Source organism: Citrobacter arsenatis (genome assembly GCF_004353845.1).
Classification (GTDB): Bacteria; Pseudomonadota; Gammaproteobacteria; order Enterobacterales; family Enterobacteriaceae; genus Citrobacter; species Citrobacter arsenatis.
The window spans coordinates 2,193,002-2,216,011 of sequence record NZ_CP037864.1 but is presented as its reverse complement, the minus strand read 5'-3'; the positions used below and the strand labels follow the sequence as shown (position 1 = coordinate 2,216,011).

At 50.3% G+C, this 23,010-nt stretch carries 23 protein-coding genes; 7 read left to right on the top strand and 16 right to left on the bottom strand.

Annotation, left to right across the window (positions count from 1 at the left end):
• Positions 1 to 2: 2 nt before the first annotated feature.
• Positions 3 to 1,046 carry a selenide, water dikinase SelD gene (selD, locus tag E1B03_RS11680; protein WP_103770237.1) on the bottom strand — a complete coding sequence of 348 codons (1,044 nt, stop codon included), beginning with the start codon at positions 1,044 to 1,046 and terminating at the stop codon, positions 3 to 5.
• Positions 1,047 to 1,162: 116 nt separating this feature from the next.
• Positions 1,163 to 1,714 carry an NAD(P)H nitroreductase gene (locus tag E1B03_RS11675; RefSeq protein WP_133086260.1) on the bottom strand — a complete coding sequence of 184 codons (552 nt, stop codon included), beginning with the start codon at positions 1,712 to 1,714 and terminating at the stop codon, positions 1,163 to 1,165.
• Positions 1,715 to 1,889: 175 nt separating this feature from the next.
• Between E1B03_RS11675 and sppA the strand changes: the two genes are divergently transcribed.
• Complete coding sequence (gene sppA, locus E1B03_RS11670; protein ID WP_103770239.1) at positions 1,890 to 3,746, top strand: signal peptide peptidase SppA; 1,857 nt, start codon at positions 1,890 to 1,892, stop codon at positions 3,744 to 3,746.
• 34 nt (positions 3,747 to 3,780) lie between these two features.
• Here the strand turns inward: sppA and E1B03_RS11665 are convergent, their stop codons facing one another.
• Positions 3,781 to 4,848, bottom strand: a complete 1,068-nt coding sequence (locus tag E1B03_RS11665; protein WP_133086259.1) for a GlxA family transcriptional regulator — start codon at positions 4,846 to 4,848, stop codon at positions 3,781 to 3,783.
• A 237-nt stretch (positions 4,849 to 5,085) separates the two neighbouring features.
• Between E1B03_RS11665 and ansA the strand changes: the two genes are divergently transcribed.
• Positions 5,086 to 6,102, top strand: a complete 1,017-nt coding sequence (gene ansA / locus E1B03_RS11660; protein ID WP_043016631.1) for an asparaginase — start codon at positions 5,086 to 5,088, stop codon at positions 6,100 to 6,102.
• 13 nt (positions 6,103 to 6,115) lie between these two features.
• Complete coding sequence (gene pncA, locus E1B03_RS11655; protein ID WP_103770241.1) at positions 6,116 to 6,754, top strand: bifunctional nicotinamidase/pyrazinamidase; 639 nt, start codon at positions 6,116 to 6,118, stop codon at positions 6,752 to 6,754.
• Between the two features lie 37 nt (positions 6,755 to 6,791).
• On the opposite strand, the gene E1B03_RS11650 is transcribed toward pncA, so the two are convergent.
• The 8 genes from E1B03_RS11650 to E1B03_RS11615 all read right to left on the bottom strand — a co-directional run bounded on the left by E1B03_RS11650 (position 6,792) and on the right by E1B03_RS11615 (position 15,536).
• Complete coding sequence (locus tag E1B03_RS11650; RefSeq protein ID WP_103770242.1) at positions 6,792 to 8,150, bottom strand: MFS transporter; 1,359 nt, start codon at positions 8,148 to 8,150, stop codon at positions 6,792 to 6,794.
• A 140-nt stretch (positions 8,151 to 8,290) separates the two neighbouring features.
• Entirely contained in the window at positions 8,291 to 9,049 is a 759-nt protein-coding gene (locus E1B03_RS11645; protein ID WP_133086258.1) for a DeoR/GlpR family DNA-binding transcription regulator, read from the bottom strand.
• Positions 9,050 to 9,185: 136 nt separating this feature from the next.
• Positions 9,186 to 10,169, bottom strand: a complete 984-nt coding sequence (ydjG, locus tag E1B03_RS11640) for an NADH-dependent methylglyoxal reductase (protein ID WP_133086257.1) — start codon at positions 10,167 to 10,169, stop codon at positions 9,186 to 9,188.
• A gap of 9 nt (positions 10,170 to 10,178) precedes the next feature.
• Positions 10,179 to 11,126 (bottom strand): sugar kinase, encoded by a 948-nt coding sequence (locus E1B03_RS11635; RefSeq protein WP_103770245.1) that lies wholly within the window; start codon positions 11,124 to 11,126, stop codon positions 10,179 to 10,181.
• A 4-nt stretch (positions 11,127 to 11,130) separates the two neighbouring features.
• The gene (locus E1B03_RS11630) at positions 11,131 to 11,967 is read right to left on the bottom strand and encodes a ketose-bisphosphate aldolase (protein ID WP_103770246.1); all 837 of its coding nucleotides are present in this window, start codon (positions 11,965 to 11,967) and stop codon (positions 11,131 to 11,133) included.
• A gap of 24 nt (positions 11,968 to 11,991) precedes the next feature.
• The gene (locus tag E1B03_RS11625; protein WP_103770247.1) at positions 11,992 to 13,035 is read right to left on the bottom strand and encodes an NAD(P)-dependent alcohol dehydrogenase; all 1,044 of its coding nucleotides are present in this window, start codon (positions 13,033 to 13,035) and stop codon (positions 11,992 to 11,994) included.
• A gap of 17 nt (positions 13,036 to 13,052) precedes the next feature.
• Positions 13,053 to 14,432 (bottom strand): MFS transporter, encoded by a 1,380-nt coding sequence (locus E1B03_RS11620; RefSeq protein ID WP_133086256.1) that lies wholly within the window; start codon positions 14,430 to 14,432, stop codon positions 13,053 to 13,055.
• Between the two features lie 27 nt (positions 14,433 to 14,459).
• Complete coding sequence (locus E1B03_RS11615; RefSeq protein ID WP_133086255.1) at positions 14,460 to 15,536, bottom strand: zinc-binding dehydrogenase; 1,077 nt, start codon at positions 15,534 to 15,536, stop codon at positions 14,460 to 14,462.
• Between the two features lie 297 nt (positions 15,537 to 15,833).
• Here E1B03_RS11615 and chiD point away from each other — a divergent pair, with 297 nt between their 5' ends.
• Together chiD and yajD are read left to right on the top strand one after the other, a co-directional pair.
• A complete protein-coding gene (chiD, locus tag E1B03_RS11610; RefSeq protein WP_133086254.1) occupies positions 15,834 to 17,087 on the top strand; it encodes a chitinase ChiD in 1,254 nt (417 codons plus the stop codon).
• A 94-nt stretch (positions 17,088 to 17,181) separates the two neighbouring features.
• The gene (gene yajD, locus E1B03_RS11605) at positions 17,182 to 17,526 is read left to right on the top strand and encodes an HNH nuclease YajD (RefSeq protein ID WP_003030690.1); all 345 of its coding nucleotides are present in this window, start codon (positions 17,182 to 17,184) and stop codon (positions 17,524 to 17,526) included.
• Between the two features lie 44 nt (positions 17,527 to 17,570).
• Here yajD and E1B03_RS11600 read toward each other — a convergent pair whose 3' ends face one another.
• Together E1B03_RS11600 and msrB are read right to left on the bottom strand one after the other, a co-directional pair.
• Positions 17,571 to 17,846 carry a YeaC family protein gene (locus tag E1B03_RS11600; protein ID WP_103770251.1) on the bottom strand — a complete coding sequence of 92 codons (276 nt, stop codon included), beginning with the start codon at positions 17,844 to 17,846 and terminating at the stop codon, positions 17,571 to 17,573.
• Between the two features lie 42 nt (positions 17,847 to 17,888).
• Positions 17,889 to 18,302 (bottom strand): peptide-methionine (R)-S-oxide reductase MsrB, encoded by a 414-nt coding sequence (gene msrB / locus E1B03_RS11595; RefSeq protein ID WP_103770252.1) that lies wholly within the window; start codon positions 18,300 to 18,302, stop codon positions 17,889 to 17,891.
• Between the two features lie 341 nt (positions 18,303 to 18,643).
• Between msrB and gapA the strand changes: the two genes are divergently transcribed.
• Entirely contained in the window at positions 18,644 to 19,639 is a 996-nt protein-coding gene (gene gapA, locus E1B03_RS11590; protein WP_003030697.1) for a glyceraldehyde-3-phosphate dehydrogenase, read from the top strand.
• A gap of 75 nt (positions 19,640 to 19,714) precedes the next feature.
• The gene (locus E1B03_RS11585; RefSeq protein WP_133086253.1) at positions 19,715 to 20,599 is read left to right on the top strand and encodes a D-hexose-6-phosphate mutarotase; all 885 of its coding nucleotides are present in this window, start codon (positions 19,715 to 19,717) and stop codon (positions 20,597 to 20,599) included.
• 466 nt (positions 20,600 to 21,065) lie between these two features.
• On the opposite strand, the gene E1B03_RS11560 is transcribed toward E1B03_RS11585, so the two are convergent.
• The 3 genes from E1B03_RS11560 to E1B03_RS11550 form a co-directional block, all read right to left on the bottom strand.
• Positions 21,066 to 21,920 (bottom strand): aldo/keto reductase, encoded by an 855-nt coding sequence (locus E1B03_RS11560; protein WP_133086252.1) that lies wholly within the window; start codon positions 21,918 to 21,920, stop codon positions 21,066 to 21,068.
• A gap of 175 nt (positions 21,921 to 22,095) precedes the next feature.
• Positions 22,096 to 22,449, bottom strand: coding sequence for a hypothetical protein (locus tag E1B03_RS11555; RefSeq protein WP_103770255.1), 354 nt, complete (start codon positions 22,447 to 22,449; stop codon positions 22,096 to 22,098).
• A gap of 10 nt (positions 22,450 to 22,459) precedes the next feature.
• A complete protein-coding gene (locus tag E1B03_RS11550; RefSeq protein ID WP_133086251.1) occupies positions 22,460 to 22,702 on the bottom strand; it encodes a hypothetical protein in 243 nt (80 codons plus the stop codon).
• Positions 22,703 to 23,010 lie beyond the last annotated feature (308 nt).

Below are 23,010 nucleotides of genomic sequence, written 5' to 3'. Positions count from 1 at the left end.
AGTTAACGGATCTCAACCATGGCGCGACCGCCACGAGCTTCCACTAACTCACCAATCGCGGTGAGGTCGATGCCAAACTGAGCCGCAGCCGCTTTCACTTCGGCTTCCGCTTCCGGTGTTACCGCCAGCAGCAGACCACCGGAAGTTTGCGGATCGCAGAGCAGATCGCGTACCGACTGCGGCATTTCACCCATCAGGTGTCCGTAGCTGGCAAAGTTACGCTGGGTACCGCCCGGCACCGCGCCCTGCGCGATGTATTCTTCAACGCCAGGAAGCTTAGGAATATCCTGGTAGACGATCTGCGCCTGAACGCCTGCCCCCTGGCACATCTCGCTCAAATGTCCCAGCAGACCAAAACCGGTAACGTCGGTCATGGCTTTCACGCCGTCGATATCGGCGAATGCCGCACCAGCAATGTTCATTCGGCACATTACTTCCGTCGCCAGTCCTTTGTGCTCATCCTTCAGCAGCGATTTTTTCTCTGCTGTCGTCAGCACGCCAATACCCAGCGGCTTGGTCAGGAACAGTTTGCATCCGGCTTCAGCGGTGCTGTTTTTCTTCACGCGTTCGGTCGGCACAACGCCGGTTACCGCAAGGCCAAAGATAGGTTCTGGGGCATCGATAGAGTGACCGCCCGCCAGCGCGATCCCTGCCTGACGGCAGGCAAAGCGCCCGCCTTCGGTGACTTCGCGGGCGATTTCCGGTGCCAGCTTATCCAGCGGCCAGCCCAGAATAGCAATTGCCATAATCGGTTTGCCGCCCATTGCGAAAATATCGCTGATGGCGTTAGTAGCGGCGATACGGCCAAAATCAAACGGATTATCGACAATCGGCATAAAGAAATCGGTGGTGCTGATAACGCTGGTGCCGTTCCCCAGATCGTATACGGCCGCGTCGTCGCGGGTTTCATTACCCACCAGTAAGTTCGGATCAACAAACTTCGCCTGTTCGCTATGCAGGATGGTTTCCAGCACTTTGGGGGAAATTTTACAACCGCAACCGGCTCCGTGGCTGTATTGCGTTAAACGAATAGCTTGCTCGCTCATGGACATCTCCTGTCATTGCAATCCGGATATGGTAGCGCTCATTCCATGATGTGGTAAGAGTGACTGTCTGAATTCGGGTGTCTTTGCTCATAATCCAGACAGTTTTGCCGTTGATATCAGAAATAACGGACGAATGCGCTCGGATCGGCAAGGTTAATCGTCGTGGACGCTTTTAGCTGCGGTGTGCCCAGATACAGAAAACCAACGATTTTATCCTGCGGGCGACAGTCAAACGCCTCACGGACGACCGCACTTTCGGTTAATGCGCCGCTGCGCCAGATACCGCCAAAGCCCTGAGCAACAGCGGCCATCTGCATGGCCATTACCGCGCAACCGGCGGACATTTCCTGTTCCCACAGCGGAACCTTGTCGTTTTCTTCACATTTCGCCACCACGGTAATGATCAGCGGGGCGCGAAACGGTGCTGTCCGCGCTTTTTCCTGAGCTTTCTCATCGCTGCCAGCGGCAATGGCACCTTTTTCCAGCACGGCGCTGAAGCGTTCACGCCCTTCGCCCTCAATCACAAAGAATTGCCACGGTTGCAGCGTTTTGTGGTCCGGCGCGCGCATTCCCGCCCGTAGAATATTTTGCAGTTGCTCTCCAGCCGGGGCCGGATCGACGAGACGAGAGGCGCTACGACGGGTCATAAGTAATTCGAGTGCATCCATTTGCTTAACTCCAACAATAAGATTTGTTCACAAAATTAACACGTGAGCGGATTTTGTTACAGCACAGGCGGTGATTCCTGCTGACAAGTGCCTGTTGGGTCATTACGATAGCCTCATCTTATCGCCTTTCTCCGGGATTTCGGGATGGCGTGTTGTTAATCGGTAGGGAGAATACATGCGAACCCTGTGGCGATTTATTGCCGGATTTTTTAAATGGACATGGCGATTACTCAATTTCGTCCGTGAATTTGTGCTTAACCTGTTCTTCATCTTTTTGGTGCTGGTTGGCGTGGGCATCTGGATGCAGGTCAGCAGCAGCAATACCAGCGAACACGCTGAGCGAGGCGCGCTACTGCTGGATATTTCAGGGGTGATTGTTGATAAACCCTCAAGTACCAGTCGTTTAAGCGTGATTGGCCGTCAGTTGTTTGGTGCCAGTTCCGATCGTCTGCAGGAAAACTCCCTGTTCGATATTGTGAACACCATTCGCCAGGCAAAAGATGATCGCAACATCACCGGCATCGTGATGGATCTGAAAAATTTTGCCGGGGCTGACCAGCCCTCCATGCAGTATATCGGCAAAGCGCTGCGGGAATTCCGCGACAGCGGGAAACCGGTATTTGCCGTGGGCGATAACTTCAGCCAGGGGCAGTATTACCTCGCCAGTTTTGCCAACAAAATTTACCTCTCTCCACAGGGTTCCGTTGATCTGCACGGCTTTGCTACCAACGGCCTGTACTACAAGTCTCTGCTCGACAAACTGAAAGTCTCCACGCACGTGTTCCGCGTCGGAACCTATAAGTCTGCCGTCGAGCCGTTTATCCGCGATGATATGTCTCCTGCCGCGCGCGAAGCCGACAGCCGCTGGATCGGCGAGCTGTGGCAGAACTATCTCGGCACGGTCGCCGCCAACCGCCAGATCCCTGCTCAGCAGGTGTTCCCGGGCGCGCAGGCGATGCTGGACGGATTAACGAAAGTCGATGGTGATACCGCGAAATATGCGCTCGACAACAAACTGGTGGATGCACTCGCCTCCAGCGCTGAAGTCGAAAAAATACTGACCAAACAGTTTGGCTGGAGCAAAGCGGATAAAAACTATCGCGCCGTCAGTTATTACGATTATTCGTTGAAAACGCCAGCGGATACCGGAGACAGCATTGGCGTTATCTTCGCGAATGGCGCGATTATGGATGGTGAAGAAACCCCAGGGAACGTGGGTGGTGACACCACTGCCGCCCAGATCCGCGAAGCGCGTCTTGATCCGAAAGTGAAAGCCATTGTTCTGCGCGTGAACAGTCCTGGCGGCAGCGTCAGCGCCTCCGAAGTCATTCGAGCTGAACTGGCTGCGGCAAAAGCGGCGGGTAAACCGGTTGTCGTGTCTATGGGCGGCATGGCGGCTTCCGGTGGATACTGGATCTCTACGCCAGCCAGCTACATTGTGGCGAACCCCAGCACCTTGACCGGTTCAATCGGGATCTTTGGTGTGATCAACACCGTCGAAAACAGCCTGGATTCCATTGGCGTACACACCGACGGCGTGGCAACCTCCCCGCTGGCGGATATATCCATCACCAAGGCGTTACCGCCTGAAGTCCAGCAAATGATGCAACTGAGCATTGAGAACGGCTATAAGCGCTTTATCACGCTGGTCGCGGATGCGCGTAAGACAACGCCTGAGCAGATTGACAAAATCGCGCAGGGCCATGTCTGGACCGGTCAGGATGCGAAAGCCAACGGACTGGTAGACAGCCTCGGTGATTTTGACGACGCCGTCGCGAAAGCGGCTGAGCTTGCCAAACTGAAACAGTGGCATATTGAGTATTATCAGGACGAACCAACATTCGTCGATATGGTGATGGATAGCATGTCAGGCTCCGTTCGCGCTATGCTGCCCGAAGCCATTCAGGCCATGCTCCCTCCACCGCTTGCTTCTGCGGCGAGCGCGGTAAAAGCGGAAAGCGATAAGCTGGCCGCGTTTAACGATCCGCAAAACCGATATGCGTTTTGCCTGACCTGCGCCAACGTTCGCTAACCTGCAAATACTGCCCCTCACGGGGCAGTATTTTTTACAGGCTCTGCTGTCGCATATTGCGATAATCCCCAGGCGTACAGCCAAACTCCCGACTAAACAAACGAATAAAGTGCGCACAGTCGCTAAACCCAAGCCGCAGTGCAATCTCCGTTACGCTCTCGCCAGAATTTATCAGCAGCCAGTGGGCATAACGTAAACGCGCACGACGGATGAACTCACTCGGAGATTGAGCAAACTCGGCGTTAAACAATCGGGTAAGCTGACGCGGACTCAGATTGACCTCTGCCGCCAGCCAACGGGTCGATATTGGTTTAACCAGTCCTTGCTCAATCAAAAATACCGCTTTGCGTAACCGGCTATCGCTCACATGGGTAAAGCCAATCGCTCTGGATACCGCCACAGAGGTGCTGTCTATTCGGTTGGGAACTGACATCTGGAAAATGGCCTTCGTCGCCCGGTCAGGGCCGCAGTGTCGACGAATAAGCTCTGTCGCCAACCCGATCGTCGAGATCCCCCCCGGACATGTCAGAATCCCTTTCTCCTCATGAAAATCAATCCCGCTACGGGCCGACAGTTGAGGAAATTGTGTCTTAAAGTCATTCAGATGCCAGGGATGAATTGCCGCCGTCAGGCCATTCAGGAAACCTTCTTGCGCCAGAACAAAGCTGCCCGTACAGATACCTACCAGCGGAATATTGAGCTGATGAGCAAGATGCAGGTAGCGCCGCGCGCCCGGATCGGCTTTCGCCATGCTGCGTAGTAAACCGCCAATCACCACAATATAGTCAAACTGTTCCGGCGAAATGAATGCGCTATCCGGCATCATCGCCATCCCGGAACTGCTTAAAACAGGTCGGTCCGGCGTGGCGCTCATCAGATGCCAGGAACAGCGGATTTTCTGGCTATCATCCCCCATATCCGCCGCGTGACGTAACGCATCGGTCAATCCTGCCAGCGCCAGCAGAGGAAATTCCGGCCACAGCAGAATGCCAACATTTAACTGTGGTCTGCATGGCATCTCTGTTTGACTGGCATCAATAGCCGCAATAATGTCTCCATCCGCCCACTCGCCTGGCTGAAAAATTCTCAGGTCTTTCTTCAATTCAGGCTCCATGCGTACTGTCATTAGGACGAAACATGATATCGGCAATCGCTATATCCAAAAAGGAAGGCTGCTACTGTAAGCGTGAGGAAGTAAAACAACACTGTACAAATGGGACAAGGCACTGAACATAAATGACATATTGACCGGATGACAGGTATGCGTCATTTGCACTGTATTTTTTCGGGGGGGACTTTATACTGCGCCTGTTTATGCACAACTTAACCTGTGACGCCCATGCAAAAGAAATCGATTTACGTTGCCTATACCGGCGGTACCATTGGTATGCAGCGCTCAGAACAGGGTTATATTCCTGTGTCCGGCCATCTCCAGCGTCAGCTGGCATTGATGCCTGAATTCCACCGCCCAGAGATGCCAGACTTCACCATCCATGAATATGTCCCGCTGATGGACTCCTCCGACATGACGCCGGAAGACTGGCAGCATATTGCGGAAGACATTAAAGCGCACTACGACGATTACGATGGTTTTGTCATCCTGCACGGTACTGACACCATGGCGTTTACGGCTTCGGCGCTCTCTTTCATGCTGGAGAATCTGGGTAAACCGGTAATTGTGACAGGGTCACAAATCCCGCTGGCAGAGCTACGTTCAGACGGTCAAATCAACCTGCTGAATGCGCTGTACGTGGCGGCAAATTACCCGATCAATGAAGTGACCCTGTTCTTCAACAATCGACTGTTTCGCGGCAACCGTACCACTAAAGCGCACGCTGACGGTTTTGACGCTTTTGCCTCCCCTAACCTTGCACCACTACTGGAAGCCGGGATCCATATCCGTCGACTGGGTACACCGCCAGCCCCGCACGGCACAGGCGAACTGATTGTTCACCCCATTACTCCACAACCGATTGGCGTGGTCACCATTTATCCCGGCATCTCCGCTGACGTGGTGCGCAACTTCCTGCGCCAGCCGGTAAAAGCGTTAATTTTGCGCTCCTACGGCGTGGGCAATGCCCCGCAAAACAAAGAGTTTTTGAAAGAACTGGAAGATGCGAGTTCGCGTGGCATTGTAGTGGTGAATCTGACCCAGTGTATGTCCGGTAAGGTAAACATGGGTGGCTACGCGACGGGGAATGCCCTGGCGCATGCTGGCGTGATTGGCGGCGCGGATATGACCGTTGAGGCTACGCTCACCAAGTTGCACTATTTGCTCAGCCAGGGACTGGATACGCAGACCATTCGTGAAGCGATGACGCAAAATCTGCGCGGCGAGCTCACCCCGGACGAATAAGGAGTCTATGCCCATGGCCCGAGCCTTACTGTTGGTTGATTTACAGAATGACTTTTGTGCCGGTGGCGCTCTCGCCGTTCCGCAAGGCGACAGCACAATCGATATTGCCAACCGTCTGATTGACTGGTGCGCCGTACGCGGTGACACGGTCGTTGCCAGTCTGGACTGGCACCCGGCGAATCACGGTAGTTTTGCCAGCCAACACCAGGTCGCCCCCTACAGTCAGGGGCAACTCGATGGCCTGGCGCAGACGTTCTGGCCCGATCATTGCGTGCAAAACAGCGAAGGCGCGGCCCTGCATCCGCTGCTGAACCAGCGTGCGATAACTCAAACCTTCACCAAAGGCGAGAACCCGCAGGTCGACAGTTACAGTGCATTTTTTGATAACGGTCGTCGTCAGGCAACCGCACTGAACGCGTGGCTGCTCGAACACCGCATTGCCGAACTCATTATCATGGGGCTGGCTACCGACTACTGCGTTAAGTTCACCGTACTGGATGCGCTCGATCTTGGTTACACCGTCAGCGTGATTACCGACGGCTGCCGTGGCGTCAATATTCACCCCCAGGACAGCACAGAGGCTTTTATGGAAATGGCAGCGGCGGGCGCAACGCTGTATACGCTTGACGACTGGCTGGAAACCCAGCCGTAAGCGATGCCGGCAGGGTCACTCCTGTCGGCGCGTTATCTCAGGTCAGCGCTGAAATCTCTTCCAGTGAAACTTTGCGTGTTTCAATGCCAAAACAAAATAGAATCAGCGCACATAGCACCAACATTACGCCGAGCACGATAAAGACCGTGATCGACCCGTAGCGGGTCAACAAAATAGCGACACCATAAGGCGTAAACACCGCGACAATCCTTCCCACTGCATTAACAAAACCCGATCCCCGCAATCTGAGATGCGTGGGCCACAGTTCCGGGACATATACCGCAGAGGCAAAGCAGACATACATATACAGAAAAAAGATCATCACCAGCCCATAGCTCAGAATGGCCCACTCTTCTGTTTGAATCGAATAGAAATACCCGAGCAGCGCGATAATAATCAACAAGAAGGAACCAAACAATCGCCGTGGAAAGCGATCGATAATTAGCGCGGCAATAAATATCCCAACCGGCGCGCCAATCATAATGATCGCGGTCATAAAAATGGATTTCGTTACATCGATTCCCGAATTAACAAATATCGTCGGGATCCATACCGTAATGGTATAGAGCGAAATATTCATCGCGATAAGCACGGTGATCGCCACCAACGTACAGCGCAGCATCGGCCCCTTGAACAGGAGCCAAAATGCCCCACTTTCCGTGCTTACGTCCGCCGTCAGGCAATCATTCCGGCAGGAGGGTAAAGTGATGTTTTTTTCTTTCTCAATTTGCGATTCCACCTGTAAAAGGTGTTTTTCAGCTTCACTTCTCTGCCCTTTACCAGCGAGCCAACGCGGGGATTCAATATAGTATTTTCCCGACAGATACCAGGCCAACAGCATTGCCATACCACCGAGCAAAAACATCACCCTCCAGCTTAATAAGGCAATAATCACGACGCCAATTGCTGCCGATAGCATTGGCGCCCAGTTGCCGACAAATGACAGACGGGCAGACCACTTTCCGCGCACCTCAGGCGGGATAAATTCTGTAAATGAGGCATAGCCAACCATAATTAGCGCCCCCATTCCGATCCCCATCAGACAACGGAAAAAGATAAGCCAGTACATGTTGGGCACAAACGTTGCCGCGCAAGCTGAGGCCCCGACAATTAACAGATTGATACGGAACGCTTTGCGTCGTCCGAAATAATCACCAATAAAGCCACCGCCGAGTGAACCGATAAAGTAGCCAAACATCAGCGCTGAGGTAAACGCAGCATTGAGATAATTATTTGACCAGCCGCTACTGACTAACTTTGCCAATACCACATTCCCGGAATAGCTGAGAAAACCGGTAATTAACAAACTAAAACTAATAATGCCGAAAATACGAAAATGAAATCGAGATAAAGGTAAGCGATCTAATCTTGCGCCGATAGGGTCACATTTTTCCATCTGGATGCCTCAAACTCAGCTAAATAGAAAGTATGGCGATCGCGGCAGAAACAATTTTGCCGCGCCATCCATCATCATTAGATTCTTATGGCATTTTCCAGGTGCAAACTAAAATAATATCGACGCAACCCACGCTACAATTAATAAACGAGTTGAATATTATTCTCTCGGCAAAATGCAATCCACTCTGCACCCGGTGCCTTATTGGTTATAAGATAATTAATATGGCTAAAGTCCACGAGCTGGACGAAAGCTTTGCGATCGAACTTTGAGTGATCAACTAACAGTGCCACCTCAGTCGCCTGACGGATCATGGTTTTTTTGATTTCTGCTTCCGCTTCGTTAGAGTCAAGCGCCCCACTCTGCATATCCAGACCTTTGCAGCTCATCACCATGATATCAACATGATAGCGGCTGATAATCTCCTTGGTGATCCTTCCCTGCAGCGACAGTGTATTCTTGTTCAACTCACCGCCGGTAGACACCACGTTAATTTCTGACTGCGCCAATTCATGAAAAGCTTCAGCCGAGTTGGTAAGCAGCGTCAGATCGTTTCTTTCCTTCAATAGCTTTAATAATTCCATCGCCGTGCTGCTGGAATCAGCAGCCATCGTAGTCTTATTTTTAATAAACGGTAATGCATTACGGGCAATGATCTGCTTCTCTTCGAAGAAAGATTTTGCTCGCTTATAAAAATGAATATTGTCGGCCAACGCGGTGGTATTGAGCACTGCACCACCATATGTTCGGGTCAAAAAACCTTCATCTTCCAGTTTTTCAAGATCGCGGCGAATCGTTTCCTCAGTTACCTGAAAGATTGAGCTTAAATTAGATACCGCCACTTTCTTATCGTTAGCCACCATTTGCTTAATGGCCTGAATCCTGTCTTTTGCCGCCACGATGACACCTCTGTTTCCTGCAAAGAAATAATAAGACCCTAGTATCTCATAGGCCATGTTTATTTTCAAAAGAACATGTCTGAATCACAGATTTTAATACTCTTTTACACAGAAACAGAGGTCAATACCATCAGGCTTATTTGTTATCCAACGCCTCTGCCATTTGCCTCATCAATAATGAATCATCATCTGTCAGAGAAATGGTCAACGACTCGACATTCTCGCGCACCTGTTCAGGCGCGGTTGCACCGCTCAGTAAGGTGATTAAATCGCTTTGCTTTAAAATCCACGCCAGGGCCAACGCAGGGATTGTGCAGCGGTATTTCTCGCACAGTGGCCGCCATTGCTCAAGCATGTCAATCACCCGCAGCATGTTGTCCCGTTGGAACCAGACTTTGTTGGCCCGCGCACCGCCAGGGACATAATCCCGATCAATAGTTCCGGTCAGGAGCCCCTGCTCGAGTGGTGAATAGACTTGCACGATGATGCCGTGCTTCTGGCATAGCGGTAGCAGTTCAGCTTCCAGCGCGCGATCAAGGATGCTGTACTTTGCCTGCACGATATCCAGCTCACCGTGTTTGAGGTATTCCCTAACATGCCCGGTATCCACGTTGGCAGCGCCAATAGACCGAATTTTCCCTTCTTTTTTAAGGGTGTTCAGTGTATCTACGGTTTCCGCAATCGGCGTGAAACAGGGTTCCACCGACTGCCAGTGGGTCATATAGATATCAATACTGTCTATACCCAGTCTTTGCAGGCTGGCATCAACCTCTTCGCGAATAGACTCAGGGGTGAGGTTTTTATACAGCTGGCGATCGCCCACTTTGTTAAACAGACTGCCTGTTCGCTCCCAGACGATGCCGCATTTGGTTTCAACCACTACCTCACTTCGCGGCAGCTTTTTCAGCGCATGCCCGACAATCACTTCACTGTTGCCAAAATTGTAGCCTGGCGCGGTATCAATCAGATTGATCCCGCAGCGATGCGCCTCAACAATGGTATCGATGCAAATCTGCTGATCGAGATCGCCATTCCATGCGGGGCCGCCGCCAATGGCCCATGTACCTAATCCCATGCGCGAAAGCATAATATCTGTACTGCCTAAAGGAATCATTTTCATCTGCCGCTATTACCCTTCATATTCGTCAAGAAGTTGTTCAACCAACTTTCTGTTCTTCACGCCCGTCGTGGCGCCCACGCTCAGTACCGATATCGCTGCCGTTGCGTTAGCAAAGAGCGCGCACTCGCGCAGCGGTTTGCCTTCTAGCAGTGCAGAAATAAATCCCGAGGCAAAATTGTCTCCCGCGCCAATGGTGTCGATAGCAGTAATTCCCGAAACTGCCGGGACTTCCATTTTCATATCGGCACGTTTGATAAAGCAGCCTCTTTTTCCGGTCTTAATCACGACTGTTTTCACGCCACAATTCAGGAAACTGTCGGCAATGTCATCCAGCGTCTCTTTCCCGGTGAGCAGTTTTGCCTCCTCATAATTGGGAAAAAGATAATCCACGTAGCTCAACGACTGGCGAATATCGTCCAGCGTTTCGTTAAGCCGCGGCTTAATCATGTCGGCGCAGATCATTAACTGCTTCACTTTGGCCTGCGCGAAAATCTCCGTTAACGCTTTACCATCAAGCAGTGGGCTATTAAAAATACTCGCCAGCGACAGCAGCTTTGCCTGAGAGAAACGGTCAAAATCTACATCGTTGATATTCAGTTTCCACAGACTGCCGTTGCGGTTAGTCACAAAAGTACGTTCGCCATCGGCGGTGACTAAGCCCACATTAATTGAGGTATCAATATCGGCATCCTGCTTCAGGCTCTGAATATCTATATTCTCGCGACGACAGTGGTCGAGAATAAAATGACCGGCGGCATCATCACCTACCCGGCTCATTAATGCAGTACGATGGCCAAGGCGAGAAATAATGGTCGCCTCATTAATAGCGTCGCCGCCCGTGGTCATGGCTATTCTTTCTAAAGGATAAGAGTCAACATCAAAGATATTTTTACTCACTGGCTGCAGGGGTATATCAACAATAGCCGCCCCTATACAAATAACCTCGATATTATCCATTTTTTCATTCCGCTTTACCGTCAGAACCAAACAGTTTGATTTTCTCTAGAGCGCGCGCTTTTACCGCTTTGCGAACTTCACGCTCAACGTGCAGGAACGGCTGATTCTGGTTCTCCTGCACCGCCACCATCGCCGCCTGGCACAGTTCGGTATGAATATTGATTTTCGAGATACCTAATGAAATGGCTTTTTTGATATCCGCATCGCTGATACCTGACGCACCGTGTAGCACTAGCGGAACGGATACTGCTTCGCGCACGCGTTTAACCACATCAAAATTCAGTTTCGGCTCTGATGTGTAGACGCCGTGCTGGTTGCCTATTGCTACCGCCAGAGAATCACAGCCGGTACGCTCAACAAATTCCGCCGCCTGGCTCGGGTCGGTATAGTGATAGCCCGCCAGCGCCTCTTCATACACCGTTTCATTTCCCACATGACCCAGTTCAGCTTCGACCGGCACGCCCAGCGGATGGAAAAAATCCACAGCCTCTTTCGTCAGACGAATATTCTCTTCGAAATCAAAGGCAGAGGCATCACGCATCAGTGAATTCATACCATGGGTCCAGGCGTTATGAATAATCTCCATACTGCGTCCGTGATCCCAGTGGGTAATAACCGGAACCGAAGCCTTTTTCGCCATTGAAACCATCATGTGCGAGAAATCTTCAAATGAGGTATTACCTACAAAACCGGTACCGAAGGAGATAATCACCGGCGATTTAGATTCCTCCGCCGCATCCATCACCCCCATTAGCATTTCTGCATTCCACACGTTAAAGTGGGCTATCGCATAATGTTTATTTTGGGCATCATTTTCCCAATATTTAATATCTGCCAGCATGATTATTTCTCCCTTTTCAATAAATTAATGATTTACTTTAATAACGCCTTTGATAATTTCACGTTTGTTATTAACAGATTCATCAAACGCGCGCTGTACATCTGTATAATCGTAAATATGCGTCACCATCGACTTCACATCGAAACGCCCGGAGGAGATGGCTTCAATCGTGACCGGGTAGCGATTGGCATAACGGAAAACGGTCTGAATCGACACTTCACGGTTAATTTTGAGGAAATTGATCGCTGAATCACCAGGTACTGTACCCACGATCATGATTTTCCCGCCGCGCATCACCAGATAGGGAGCCTGCTTAACGGTTATAGCTGAACCGGCGGTTTCGAAAACAACGTCCGCGCCCATGTCACCAGAGAACTGTTGGCAACGCGCAACTGTATCCTCTTTTGCACCGTTGATAACGGTCGACGCCCCAAGCTGCTCGGCCATCGCAAGGCGTTTTTCCAGTACATCAACCACCGCAATATCAGTTGCACCCAAACATCTACAAGCTTGCAGGGTCATTAAACCAATACAGCCAGCCCCCAGAATGACGATTTTCTTACCCGGCTTAACATCCGCCAGCATTGCAGCATGCATACCGACCGCCGCAGGCTCCACCAGCGCACCTTCCAGGGTGTCCATGTTATCGGGCAACTTGTAAGTGAAACTCTCCGGATGACACAGATAGTGGGTTAGCGCGCCGCGATAATTGGGCTGAGTGGCCATAAAATCGACGTCCGGGCAGATGTTGTATTTTCCTTCCAGGCAGTAGCGACAGTGACCACACGGCACGCCTGGCTCGATATTCACCCGGTCACCAGGTTTAAATTTGGTCACACGGTTCCCTACCGCCACCACCGTACCGGCGCATTCATGCCCCAGACCAATTTCCTGATTGGGATCTTTCGGCGGAATAAAAGGACCCGATTCAAAACCATGAACATCTGACCCACAAATTCCAACGTATTCCACTTTGATCAGCACTTCATGCTCTTTTGGCACCGGGATATCAGCGTCAATAATTTTCATCGTTCCCGGTGTTTTTAATATTGCTTTTGAATTTTTCATCTTATTTCCCATCAATATTATTTGCTGGTAATTGCATCAATACCGAGACTTTCGACAGAGACGCCTTTTGTTTCAATTCCGATAGTGGCAATAGCAACCGCGACAATAATTGAGACAGCGCCCAGTAGTACAAATACTCCCGTCACACCGTAGCTGCTAAGCAATGCAGCGACCGCATAAGGTGCAGCGATACCGCTGATACGCCCTACCGCATTGGCAAGTCCAGATCCGCGAAGTTTCGCTTCGGTCGGCCATATTTCCGGAACATAAACCGCTGAGGCATAACAAACGTACATATAAACGAAGGTAATCAGGAAGAAACCAATTAATGTTATTAACAGCATGCTGGTTTGTAGTGAATAGATATAACCCAACACAGCAATTAATACTAACAATCCCACCCCCATGGTTTTTCTTGGTATTTTGTCCATTACCAGCATGGCAATAAAAATCCCAAAAGGCGCGCCGAACATACTCATGGTATTTAAGACAATGGAGTCTTTCAGATTAATACCCTGAGTCATAAATATTGTCGGTAGCCAGTTAATTAAGGTGTACTGCACTACGTTCATGGCAATCAGAACAAAGGAACCCAAAATAACCCGCTTCAGTAACACCCCTGTTAATAACGCAGAATACGGAACAGGACGAGGTTGTTTGCCATCGTCATCTATTACGACTGGTGGTAGCGGCTTACCGGTCTGTCGAATAACCCCCTCCTCAATTACCTGCATCACCTGTTCGGCTTCCTGGTAACGTCCGCGAGACTCCAGCCAGCGAGGCGACTCAGGGAAACTGCGCCATGCAATTACAGTTGCTATAAGTGACAGCACAGCAGGAATTAACAACTGTACGCGCCAGTTCCATTCCGCACTGATCAATGGCGTCAGCCCCACCGCAATCAGCGAACAGAGTGGATAAGACCAGTTGCCGATAAACGAGACCCGACTGGACCAGGTTCCACGATTTCGACCTGGCATATATTCAGTAAACCCGGCAAATAAGGTCACCAACAACGCACCTAATCCAACTCCCATCACAAAACGACAGGCGATCAGGAAGGTCATATTGGGTGAAAACGCGCCAACGATCATAGAAATAATATGAATCGCTTCATACAAGATAAATGCGTTTTTACGCCCGGCCTTGTCACCGATAATTCCCCCACCGAGCGCACCGAGAAACATTCCTGCCGTCGTAATGGCAGAAAACGTGGCGGTGGTAGAATTATCGGTCCAACCGAGTTCTTTTAACTGCGCGAGAATTAATCCGCCAACGGCATTACTCCAACAGACCAGTAATCCGAAGGCTACCATTGCAAACATCGACGTGTGCCAGCGGCAGTCAGGCAGCCTGTCCAGCCTCGCGCCACAGTGCGGTTTTGCTATCTGTTCCATCCGGGAACCTTCCTTTAATAAATAGGGTTATTCATCAAAGTCGTAAGTCATGATGACCTTAATCGCGGTTTTATCGACCATGGCGTCAAAACCTTCGCGCCATTGCGATAATCCGATACGGTGAGTGATCATCGGTTTGACTTTCAGCGCACCGCTGGCCAGCAGGCGAATGGCATTGCGCCAGGACGTGGAATCGTAAGCCATATGGCCAATGATGCTTTTATTCCACGCGGTGATGTCGTTAATTGAAAAATCGAGAGGCTTGAAACCCATACCCACACGGACGACTTCGCCGTTGGGGCGCAACATTTCAATAGATTGTTTAAGGGCAATATTGGCGCCGGAACATTCGATAACCAGTCCCAGATTGTCTTTCCCGCAGATTTCCTGACAACGTGCGACTACATCTTCCGTCGAGCCGTTGACGACCGCCGTCGCCCCCATTTCTTTAGCAATGGGGAAACGCACCGCGACATCGTCTTCCAGCCCGACCATCACGATATTAACAGCCCCCATAATGCGCGCCATTTGTACAGAAAAGAGTCCTAACGGGCCGGTACCAAACACCACAACGTCCTGGCCCGGAAGAAATTTGGACTGCTGAGCGATAGATTTGTAGGCATTGCAGATAGGATCCAGTACAGCCGCCTCTTCATAATCTACCCCAGCAGGGATTTCCCACAGCGCATGGCGGTGAATTTTGAGGATTTCCCCTGGGACCAAACAATATTTAGAAAATCCACCGCCCCAGGTATTGTTGTCCAGACCTAAATTCACCTTTTCTGTACAACAAAGAAAATCGCCCTGTTCGCATGCCGGACATACGCCACAAACGTGCCCGCTGTTGTCAGACACCACTCGCTGCCCCACCTTCCAGTCCTTAACCTTGTCGCCAACCTGTACAATTTGCCCAGCGAATTCATGACCGCGAATCGAATTAAACTGGTCGGATCCACTGTCGACATTGTAGTGTTTCATGTCCGCGCCACAGATAGCGGCCGCCTTGATTTCAATTACAACGTCCTCAGGACCGCATACCGGTTCCGGAACATCAATCATCTTGTAGCCACCAAAGGCCTTGCCAAATCTTGCCAGTGCTTTCATTGCATTTTCCTTTGTGTTTAGTTTTGCATCAGTGGTCATCATACTTATCCATATAATTTTTGAGGTCAACATGAAATCTTTAAAACACAGATAATAATCTGTATTTCACAACTCAGATCACAAATAAGTGCAACGATGAACTGAAAACCACAGGAACATGGCAGCCGCTTCGCTAAAAATGGCGTGAACCCCTTCGCATTTTTTCTGTTATGAAACTGTTAATCTACGAGTGCTGTTTTTTTCGCCACGCCATTTCCGTGGCGTGTTTGCTTGTTTAAATGTCAAAGAGGAACACCGATGAAACTATTGCCTTTGTTGGCAGCATTACCCCTGCTCTGCGCCAGCGTTGTTTCCGCCAGTTCGCTGATGTCAGTTGGCTACTTTAATGGTGGCGGCGACGTCACTGCCGGTCCCGGTGGTGACATCAATAAACTGGATGTTCGTCTGATAACCCATCTCAACTATTCATTTGGCCTTGTTTACAACAATGAAAAAGACGAGACCAACGACGCCTTAAAAGACGCCAGCAAGCTGCATCAGATTTGGCTTTCGCAGAAAGTGCAGGATGATTTGCTGAAAATTCCACAACTGCGTAAGCAAAATCCAAACCTGAAAGTGCTGCTTTCCGTCGGTGGTTGGGGAGCACGTGGATTCTCAGGTGCGGCGGCAACGAAAGAAACGCGTGCGGTGTTCATTCAGTCTGCGCAGGAGATAATGGCGAAATATGATCTTGATGGCATCGACCTCGATTGGGAATATCCGGTCAACGGCGCATGGGGACTGGTTGAAAGCCAACCGGCCGACCGCGCGAACTTTACCGCGCTGTTAACAGAGCTGCGCGCCGCATTAGGACATAAAAAACTGCTGACCATCGCCGTGGGCGCAAATGCAGAAAGTCCCAAAAGCTGGGTAGATGTGAAAGCCATTGCACCATCGCTCGACTACATCAACCTGATGACCTATGACATGGCTTACGGCACCCAGTATTTTAACTCCAACCTGTACGATTCGACGCAATGGCCGACGGTCGCCGCAGCGGATAAGTACAGCGCCGATTTTGTCGTCAACAACTATCTTGCCGCCGGTCTAAAAGCGAGTCAGATGAACCTGGGCATTGGTTTTTATGGACGCGTGCCGAAACGCGCCGTTGAGCCAGGTATTGACTGGAGCAAACCCGATGCCCAGAAAAATCCCGTTACCCAGCCCTATTTCGAACCCGCGCAAATTGAGTTGTTCAAATCACTGGGCGTCGATCTGAGCAAAGATACCTATGTGAAGTACAACGATATCGTGGCGAAGTTGATCAACGATCCGCAAAAGCGCTTTAGCCAACATTGGGATGATGAAGCGAAAGTGCCGTGGCTGTCGGTACAGTCTGCAGATGGAAAAGCACTCTTTGCCCTCTCCTATGAAAACCCGCGCTCGGTCGCGATCAAGGCTGACTACATCAAAAGTAAAGGACTGGGAGGCGCTATGTTCTGGGAATACGGTGCGGATGAGCAAAATCAGTTGGCGAAGCAGTTAGCCGATTCGTTAGGCATCAAACACTGATCCCAACGCTTGCCACAATAGGTTATGATTAGCACAATCCGCTGCGCCATTCACTGGCGCAGCTTTTCATTTTCTACTGGAGGCATGAGCTGGTATGGCTTTCATCCCTAAAAATTACGCCCGTCTGGAAGTCGGTTACCGGGAAAAGGCGCTTAAACTCTTCCCATGGGTCTGCGGACGTTGTTCCCGTGAGTTCGTTTATTCAAATTTGCGCGAGTTGACGGTACACCATATCGATCACGATCACTCCAATAACCCGGAAGATGGTAGCAACTGGGAAATGTTGTGCCTGTATTGCCACGATCATGAGCACTCGAAATACACCGAAGTGGATCAGTATGGTTCTACCGTGGTGGCAGGCGAAGATGCGCAGAAAGACGTCGGCGAAGCGAAATATAATCCGTTCGCCGATCTGAAGGCGATGATGAACAAGAAATAATATCTACTCTGGGCCCGACACGGAGGTTTGCCGGGCCAGGGTAATCAGGATTTAAACGTCGCAATAGGTTCGGGCGTAATACCAAATTCCACTTTCAGTTGCTGCTTGCTCTTCATCACCATTTCACCGTTGGTATCAATCGTCATATGCTGCGCGTCAATATTGTGTCGCGCCTGCCATAACATGACCAATTGCAAGCTGTTCTCTTTTTGTTCTGCCGTGAGCGCCACGCCATCCGGCCATTTTCCGAGTTCAACGGCAGTAGATAAGCGCTGATAAACTTCAGGCGTCATGCTGTTGATCATCTCATCAATATTCATGTTAAATCCACTCTCCGCAGAATAATTTGCTGAATCGTTTCTTCAGCCCTTGGTTTGCTCACCGTTTTCACCATCGGTAAAGTTTAATGACGCTGAATTAACGCAGTAACGTTCACCGGTAGGTTTCGGACCATCCGGAAAGACGTGCCCCAGATGCGCATCACAGTTACCGCAGCGAATTTCAATGCGCTGCATGCCGTGTGACGTGTCTTTTATGTAACGGATAGCCTCTTCGTCGACAGGCTCGTAAAAGCTGGGCCAGCCGCAGCCAGAGTCATATTTTGTCTCGGAACGAAATAGCGGTTTGTCGCAGATCAGGCAGTGGTAGATGCCGTCACGCTTGTTATGCAGCAAACGCCCGGTAAATGGCGGTTCCGTCCCGTGATTCTGCGTCACATAGAACTGCATTTCGGTTAAATTTTGTTTCAGTTCTTCTGGAGAAGGTTGATTAGCCATTTGCTCACATCTCGCTTTATCTAAACTCACATCACGAGACAGATTCTAACAAAACATTAACACCGGAGTGCGAACTTTTGTTCTAAACTTGATCCTTGCGAAATGGCAGCCTGCGATTCGTGATCAGAATCACGTTTTTATCTTGATTGCCCTTTAAAATTCGGGCCGCCGACCCCATGTGGTTTCAAGCCCAAAGGAAGAGTGAGGCGAGTCAGTTGCGCAAAGCTTAGGCAGCAGTTTGATTTGTCGCAATGATTGACACGATTCCGCTTGACGCTGCGTAAGGTTTTTGTAATTTTACAGGCAACCTTTTATTCACTAACAAATAGCTGGTGGAATATATGACTATCAAAGTAGGTATCAACGGTTTTGGCCGTATCGGTCGCATTGTTTTCCGTGCTGCTCAAGAACGCTCTGACATCGAGATCGTTGCAATCAACGACCTGTTAGACGCTGACTACATGGCTTACATGCTGAAATATGACTCCACTCACGGCCGTTTCAACGGTACCGTTGAAGTGAAAGACGGTCATCTGATCGTAAACGGTAAAAAAATCCGTGTTACCGCTGAACGTGATCCGGCTAACCTGAAATGGGACGAAGTTGGTGTTGACGTAGTAGCTGAAGCTACTGGCCTGTTCCTGACAGATGAAACCGCTCGTAAGCACATCACTGCTGGCGCGAAGAAAGTGGTTCTGACTGGTCCGTCCAAAGATAACACTCCGATGTTTGTTAAAGGCGCTAACTTTGACAAATACGAAGGTCAGGACATCGTTTCTAACGCTTCCTGCACCACTAACTGCCTGGCTCCGCTGGCTAAAGTTATCAACGACAACTTCGGTATCATCGAAGGTCTGATGACTACTGTCCACGCGACCACCGCTACTCAGAAAACCGTTGATGGCCCGTCTCACAAAGACTGGCGCGGCGGCCGCGGCGCATCCCAGAACATCATCCCGTCCTCTACCGGTGCTGCTAAAGCTGTAGGTAAAGTGCTGCCAGAACTGAACGGCAAACTGACTGGTATGGCGTTCCGCGTTCCTACCCCGAACGTATCCGTTGTTGACCTGACCGTTCGTCTGGAAAAAGCTGCTTCTTACGAAGAAATTAAGAAAGCAATCAAAGCTGCTTCCGAAGGCCCGATGAAAGGCGTTCTGGGTTACACCGAAGACGACGTAGTATCTACCGATTTCAACGGTGAAGTTTGCACTTCCGTGTTCGATGCTAAAGCTGGTATCGCACTGAACGACAACTTCGTGAAACTGGTATCCTGGTACGACAACGAAACCGGCTACTCCAACAAAGTTCTGGACCTGATTGCTCACATCTCCAAATAAGTTGAGATGAGACAGTAATCTGTAAGAGCGACTTCGGTCGCTCTTTTTTTTATCTGAGCATTAAAGGATTGCGTAATGATTAATAAAATTTTTGCTCTCCCGGTTATCGAACAGCTTACCCCTGTCCTCTCCCGCCGCCAGCTTGATGAGCTTGAGGTTCTTGTTGTCGATCACCCACAGGTTAAAGCTTCTTTCGCACTGCAGGGCGCACACCTTCTTTCCTGGAAACCAAACGGCGAAGATGAAGTTCTGTGGTTAAGTAACAATACTCCGTTTAAAACGGGCGTAGCGCTGCGTGGCGGCGTACCAATTTGCTGGCCGTGGTTCGGTCCGGCGACTCAGCAGGGTCTGCCTTCTCATGGTTTTGCCCGCAACCTGCCATGGACGCTAAAAGCACACAACGAAGACGACAATGGCGTGGTGCTGACGTTTGAACTACAAAGCAACGCTGAAACGCGTCAGCTATGGCCGCACGAGTTTTGTTTGCTGGCCCGTTTCAAAGTGGGTGCCACCTGTGAGATGGAGCTGGAAGCTCACGGTGAGTTTGAAACCACCTCAGCACTGCATACCTATTTCAACGTCGGTGACATTGCGGCAGTGAAAGTCAGTGGTCTTGGTGATCGTCTGATCGATAAAGTGAATGATGCTAAAGAAGATGTACTGGCTGATGGTATCCAGACCTTCCCGGATCGCACCGATCGTGTCTATCTGAATCCGGAAGCATGCAGCGTCATTCATGATGATGCGCTGAATCGCAATATTGACGTCGTCCACCACCACCATCTGAACGTCGTGGGCTGGAACCCTGGTCCGGCGCTGTCTGTCAGCATGGGCGACATGCCGGATGACGGCTACAAAACCTTTGTTTGCGTAGAAACGGCTTACGCAACAGCTCCGCAGAAAACCACCGAAGAAAAACCGTCTCGCCTGGCGCAGACTATCCGAGTTGCTAAACGCTAAGACAGCTCTGTGCACCATGCCGGATGCGGCTAACGCCTTATCCGGCCTACAAACCGCCCGCAGCCGTAGGCCTGATAAGCGCAGCGCCATCAGGCAAATCAGTGCATCATGCCGGATGCGGCTAACGCCTTATCCGGCCTACAAACCGTTCACAGCCGTCGGCCTGATAAGCGCAGCGCCATCAGGCAAATCAGTGCATCATGCCGGATGCGGCTAACGCCTTATCCGGCCTACAAACCGCCCGCAATCGTAGGCCTGATAAGCGCAGCGCCATCAGGCAAATCAGTGCAGCATGCCGGATGCAGCTAACGCCTTATCCGGCCTACAAACCGTTCGCAGCCGTAGGCCTGATAAGCGCAGCGCCATCAGGCAAATCAGTGCACCATGCCGGATGCGGCTAACGCCTTATCCGGCCTACAAACCGTTCGTAGCCGTCGGCCTGATAAGCGCAGTGCCATCAGGTAAATCAGGCCATATCCAGCGCCGTTTTGCCTTTTGGCGCCGGATATGCCTTATCTAACTGCTTCATTTCATCAACAGAGAGCGTGATCTCCAGGGCAGCGGCATTTTGTTCCACATGCGCGACGCTTGCCGCTTTCGGAATCGCCATTACGCCAGGAAGACGAATCACCCATGCCAGCAAAATCTGTGCAGCGCTAACGTTGTGCGCGCGCGCAATGTCGTTTACCACAGGGTGAGTAAGTAAGTCACCACGCAGTCGCCCCGCCTGCGCGAGCGGACTGTAAGCCATAACCGGCATCTGTTGCTGCTGGCACCACGGCAGCAAATCATATTCAATACCGCGCGATGCTAAATGATAAAGCACCTGGTTAGTCGCACATTCCCGCCCACCGGGTACCTGCCATAACGCCTGCATATCATCATAATCGAGATTTGAGACACCCCAGCTGCGGATTTTCCCCTGTGCGATAAGCGTTTCCATGGCATCAACGGTCTCAGCAAATGAAAAATTTCCTGTCCAGTGCAGCAAATAGAGATCCAGATAATCAGTTTTCAGTCGACGCAGGCTCGCTTCACAGGCGGCAATGGCTTTCTGCCCACCCGCATTCCAGGGGTAAACTTTTGAGACTAAAAAAGCGCTATCACGCCGCCCCGTTAGTGCTTCACCCACCACCTCTTCCGCTGCACCATCAGCATACATTTCGGCGGTATCGATCAGCCGCAGGCCGAGATCCAGACCCGCCTGCAGTGCTGAAACCTCATCCCGGCGTCGGCTTCGGTCCTCGCCCATGTACCATGTTCCCTGCCCGATAGCAGGAAGCGATACCTGCTTTGTAAACATCACCTGTTTCGCTGTCATCGCACCCTCCTGTGTTAATGCACCACAGTAAAGCAAAACAACCGGCGTGTGTCCTGTTAAGGTGCACAAATTGCACCATCTGAGATTGGAATTGACCGCTATGGCAATGGCATTAAAAAACCCGGGAACAAATAATGCCCCGGGCCAAACAGCAAAAATCTTAACTGCACAGCGGTTATTTTAAGCGGCCTAAATATTTTCCTTCTTTCATCGCGTTGATCTTTCCATTTTTATAAACGATGACGGAAATCAGGCCCGCGCTATAGGTCTGAGCTTCTGCACTGTTCTCATCATTTGCCGCGGCTTTGCCATTAATATAAGCAATACCATCAGCCCCGCGTTTAAAGTCTACACCCAGTTTATTCACATGCACTGGTGTGATTTTGTTGACGTGCGCCGAGGCAGTCGCATCGCTGACCATCGTTTTATGTTCATGCTGCAGCTGCTGACGATAAGCCTCACTGATGGCATAGGCGGGCACCGCTGCAGATGCGGCTACCAGTACAGCGATAATTAATAATTTTTTCATAAGTTAAATCTTAATATTTGTCGTGTTTGTGGTGATGACTGGAATTAGTATCATTTGAGCTATATACGCTTTGCGCGTTTTCCATAGCCTGTTTTTCGGCTGCGGCATTGATGGTCGCCTGACGGTTTTGTTCTGCAATATAGCAGGCATCGCGGCTCACGCCCTTGCTTTCGCAAGCATTCATGCGTGAAGCCTCAGTGGAACATCCGGTCAGAACGACACCTATCATCGCTATCATGATTAACTTTTTCATTATCTATACCAGGTTTATTCTCAAAAATAACCGCATGGCAGGTAATATGTTAGCCACGCAGCGTTATTGCCTTTACTTTTTTAAAGTCGGATTAATATCTGCAATCAATTATTTAATGTCAATTTTAATTTTTTCAGATAAATACCTAAAAGATGTAAAATAAAAATCAACTGAATGATTTCTTTTTTTTCAAATGAAAGTTAACTTTCAACGTTAATCAAATGATTGAAATAGTTACCAGCGTCCTGATAGTGCACGATGAAAAATAATCAATGCTTGCTACGATTATAAAACAGAATCTTATCAGG